Source organism: Kitasatospora sp. NPDC024654 (assembly GCF_055559155.1).
In genome coordinates this window covers 1-3,702 of the sequence record NZ_JBVHLF010000208.1, presented here as the reverse complement: position 1 = coordinate 3,702, position 3,702 = coordinate 1, and the positions used below count along the sequence as shown (strand labels likewise).

Annotated in this window: 2 protein-coding genes and 2 pseudogenes; 3 read left to right on the top strand and 1 reads right to left on the bottom strand. The window is 67.1% G+C overall.

From position 1 onward, the window contains the following. Positions 1 to 679: 679 nt before the first annotated feature. Positions 680 to 1,285, bottom strand: coding sequence for a TetR/AcrR family transcriptional regulator (locus tag ACZ38L_RS38830; RefSeq protein WP_035803929.1), 606 nt, complete (start codon positions 1,283 to 1,285; stop codon positions 680 to 682). Positions 1,286 to 1,480: 195 nt separating this feature from the next. Between ACZ38L_RS38830 and ACZ38L_RS38825 the strand changes: the two genes are divergently transcribed. The 3 genes and pseudogenes from ACZ38L_RS38825 to ACZ38L_RS38815 form a co-directional block, all read left to right on the top strand. Continuing rightward, positions 1,481 to 2,374, top strand: a complete 894-nt coding sequence (locus tag ACZ38L_RS38825) for an SDR family NAD(P)-dependent oxidoreductase (protein ID WP_465702749.1) — start codon at positions 1,481 to 1,483, stop codon at positions 2,372 to 2,374. A gap of 113 nt (positions 2,375 to 2,487) precedes the next feature. Then, positions 2,488 to 3,123 (top strand): annotated as a pseudogene (locus ACZ38L_RS38820) (transposase family protein); the annotation flags it as partial. Between the two features lie 151 nt (positions 3,124 to 3,274). Continuing rightward, a pseudogene (locus tag ACZ38L_RS38815) lies at positions 3,275 to 3,553 on the top strand (IS5/IS1182 family transposase); the annotation flags it as partial. Positions 3,554 to 3,702 lie beyond the last annotated feature (149 nt).

Genomic DNA, 3,702 nt, shown 5'->3' with positions numbered 1-3,702 from the left:
ACCGCAGACACCCGCCCACGGCCAGCGCGAGCATCCCGGAGAACCGTCACGCCAGCCCCTCCGACCTGCACGTTCGAAGATGGCGAAGGCTCATTAGAGCGTCCGCCAGTAGGCGTTGAGCTGGGCTATCGGATGCGGGGGCTGGGCGGGCGGGTGTCTTGCCGGTGGGTATACCAGGCTCGGATCAGGCTACGGACGGTGATGACGGCCGTGCCTCAGGTGGAGGACCGCATCGCCGCCGCTCGGCGGGGCCGTGCCGCTCTGCCTCAACGCGACGATGAGTCCGAGGAACTGCATAAGCGGGGCCAGGCCCGAGCCGTCGGGCGGCGCGCGGAGGCGGGCCTGGTGGCATTGCTACGCATCGTTCAGCGGCCCATGGCGGAGTCCACCCGGCTACTTGCAGGGCTGCCAGGCGCGCCCGGCAGCTGCGCGGGGCGAACTCGGGGGAGGCGTCGGCCGTGTTGGTGACGGACGCGACCAGGTCGCTCATCTTCAGCGGTGGCTCCGCCGCGTGAGTGGCTGCTGGGGGCCCCAGCGGCACCCTCGGGAGAGGGGCACCCGTTGGTGAGCCGCGGGGAAGCCCACGGGCGACTTGTCCTAGCTGTCACGGACGGCCCCAGGCCGGTGGCTTCGGGGACCATCCGGGGGTTGCCCTCCTATCGGGACCGGTCTTCGAGTCTCAAGTCCGGATGGCAAGGGCGAGGACGGTATCGATTGCAACTTCGAAGGGGCGCGTACTCCGTTGTACCTGGGCGAGTAGCAGTCCGCCTTGCAGGGTGGCGAGCATCGTGGTGGCGAGGGCGTCCGGGTCGATGCCGGGTGCGAGCTTCCCGTCGGCGTGAAGCGACGTGAGTCCTTCGCTGATGGCAGCTGACCATCGCTCGAATCCGGCGGCGATGAGGGCTCGGGCCTCGGGGTCGCTCTCGGCGAGTTGGCCGCCGAGCGAACCGAGTGGGCAGCCGCCCTTTGCCTGGCCGTGCTTCACCCCGGCGATCAGCATGTCCCGCCAGGCTGCGACTCCGTCTTCACTGCTGAGCGCCTGCCGATTGTGATTGACGAGGGTGTCGGCTTGGTAGTCGATGACCGCCTGCAGGAGCTCGTTCTTGTCGGGAAAGTAGTGGTAGAGCTGCGAGCCGCTGACCTCCGCTGCCCCCTTGACGTCTTCCAGGGTGGTACCCGCGACTCCGCGCTCGTGGATCAAGGCCGCAGCCCCCTCCACGATTCGGCCCCGGACGCGCTCGCCCTTCGCGGTGAGCCGCGGCCGATCGTTCGTCTTGTTCGCCATGCACCCATGGTAGCGATTCTGAGTTTGACAGCCCAGTCTGACCCGGGTCAGACTGAGCTGCACAACCCACTTTGAGGGCCGCGTGACTCGTCAACGCAGCACCGGCCCCGCGAATCAGCATGAGCCGTCCAACCTGAACAGCCCCGCAGAAGATGAGAGGCAATCCCGATGAGTACACTCCCGGGAAAGACCGTGATGATTACGGGCGCCAACGTCGGGATCGGCAAGGACGTTGCCCGGCAACTGGCTCTGCGACCGGAGACGGCCCGCATCTACCTGGCCTGCCGCAACCCAGACCGGGCGACAACGGCGAAGGCCGAGCTCGAAGCCGTCACCGGGCGGCGCATCTTCGACATCGTCGTCATGGATGTCGCCGATCTGGGCTCGGTGCGAGCCGGCCTTGCCGCCGTCGACGGAACCGTCGACGCGTTGGTCATGAACGCCGGCGTCATCGGCCCGCGGTCGATGGAGTTGACCGCTGACGGGGTCACCAATGTCTTCGCGACGAATGTTCTCGGCCACGTCGTCCTCCTCGAAGGACTCCTGGCCGAGGGGCGGCTCGGCGAGGTCGCGGTCCTCGCCGGGAGCGAAGCAGCCAGGGGACTTCCGATGCTGCAGATGAAGCGGCCGTCCTTCGCCTCAACCTCTGCCGATGAACTCGCCACCGTCATCGACGGCAGGTACTTCGCCGACGGAAAGACCGACTTCAACCTCGCCTTCGGACAGGCCAAGTACATCGGGGCCCTATGGATGGCCTACCTGGCCCGCCAGCACCCCGACCGCCGCTTCATCACCGTGAGCCCCGGCGCCACCACCGGCACCCAAGCCTCCAACGACATCGCCCTACCGCTGCGTCTGGCGTCCAAGTACGTCCTGCCCGCCCTGGGGATCTCCCACAAGCTCGAGGTCGGCGCGAAACGACTGGTCGACGGCGTCACCGACCCGACCCTGTCCAGCGGCGTGTTCTACGCCAGCGCGGCCAACAAGCTGAAGGGCCCCCTGGTCGACCAAGCGGATATCTTCCCCGACTTGGCCAACCCGTCGTTTCAGGACCACGCCAACGAGGCCATCCACCGCTTCATCGTGTAGAGCGTCGGCCAGTAGGCCAGTAGGCCAGTAGGCCAGAACGGAGAGGATGGCACGACGGAGACGGGTTTGATGATCATGGAGTTGCCTACGCTATGTGACCATCTGGGGGGTTCGTGTCCGTCGTGCCCGCGTCCATCATCGACCCGATCCGTGAGGAGTTCCTGGGGCTGATCCCTGCCCGGCCCGATTCGCACCCGCTGGGGTGCCACAACCCGCGGATCGCGGACGCGGTCGTGTTCGACCGGCTTGTCCTGGCGTTGGTCTCGGGGATGGGCTACGAGCGGGTCGCTGACCGGGCCTGTTCGGCGACCACGATCCGCCGGCGGCGGGACGAGTGGATCGAGGCCGGTGTCATCGGCCACCTGCTTCTCGCGGTGCTGCGAGCGTACGACCAGATGGTGGGCCTGGAACTCGAGGATCTGGCCGCGGACGGGTGCATCACCAAGGCACCCTCGGGCGGCCAGTGCGCGGGGAAGTCTCCGGTGGACCGGGGCAAGCAGGGCACGAAGCGGTCCCAGCTGACCGACGGTTACGGGATACCCGTGGTCACGGTGCCCGCCGCCGCGAACATTCGCGACCACACGCTGCTCCCCGAAACCCTCGACGAGTTCACCGAGTTGACAGAACGTCTAGACCACGCACCGCAGAACCCGGCGCTAAGCCTGGATGCCGGCTACGACTACCAGCCCGTCAACACCGCCCTGGCCGAACGCGAGATCAGGCCACGAATCAGCAAGCGCGGCACGAAGATCGTGTCCCGCCTCGTGGTGTAGCCGATCAAGGTGACAAAAGCGCAGTTCACGACCGGAATCCCGGCTTCGAGGAGCCCCCGCCTGGCTTGACGGGCCGTCAGCCTGTGGGCTTCGGTCCGGGCGCGCTGTCCGGCTTCTCGTTAGCCGAGCATCCGTGAAGATCTCAAGCAAGATCGGCTACACCACAAGGCGGGACACGACCGGCACGAAGACGCCGATCCAGACCGACGGCCGCTGGGTGGTCGAGCGCACAAGCTCGTGGATGAACAACTTCGGCAAGCTTCGCCGCAACACCGAGCGGCGACGCGCATGCACCGAGTTCTTCCTTGCTCTGGCCACGGCCATCATCACCGTCCGTAGCCTGATCCGACGAGCCTGGTACACCCACCGGTGGGACACCCGCCCGCGCAGCCCCCGCATCCGATAGCCCAGGTCAACGCCTACTGGCGGACGCTCTTAGTAGGGCTTTGTTAGGTCCTGTGGTGGGGTTCGGGGGCGGGTGAGGGTTGGCCGCATATCGAGCAGGCGCCGGTCCAGGTTGCCAGGAGGGCCTGGAGTTCGCGGAGGACCGCGTAC

What these genes read in the sequence shown, in the direction of transcription:
- ACZ38L_RS38830 (WP_035803929.1), bottom strand. Translation starts at nt 1,285, where the DNA reads ATGGCGAACAAGACGAACGATCGGCCGCGGCTCACCGCGAAGGGCGAG.
- ACZ38L_RS38825 (WP_465702749.1), top strand. Translation starts at nt 1,481, where the DNA reads ATGATTACGGGCGCCAACGTCGGGATCGGCAAGGACGTTGCCCGGCAA.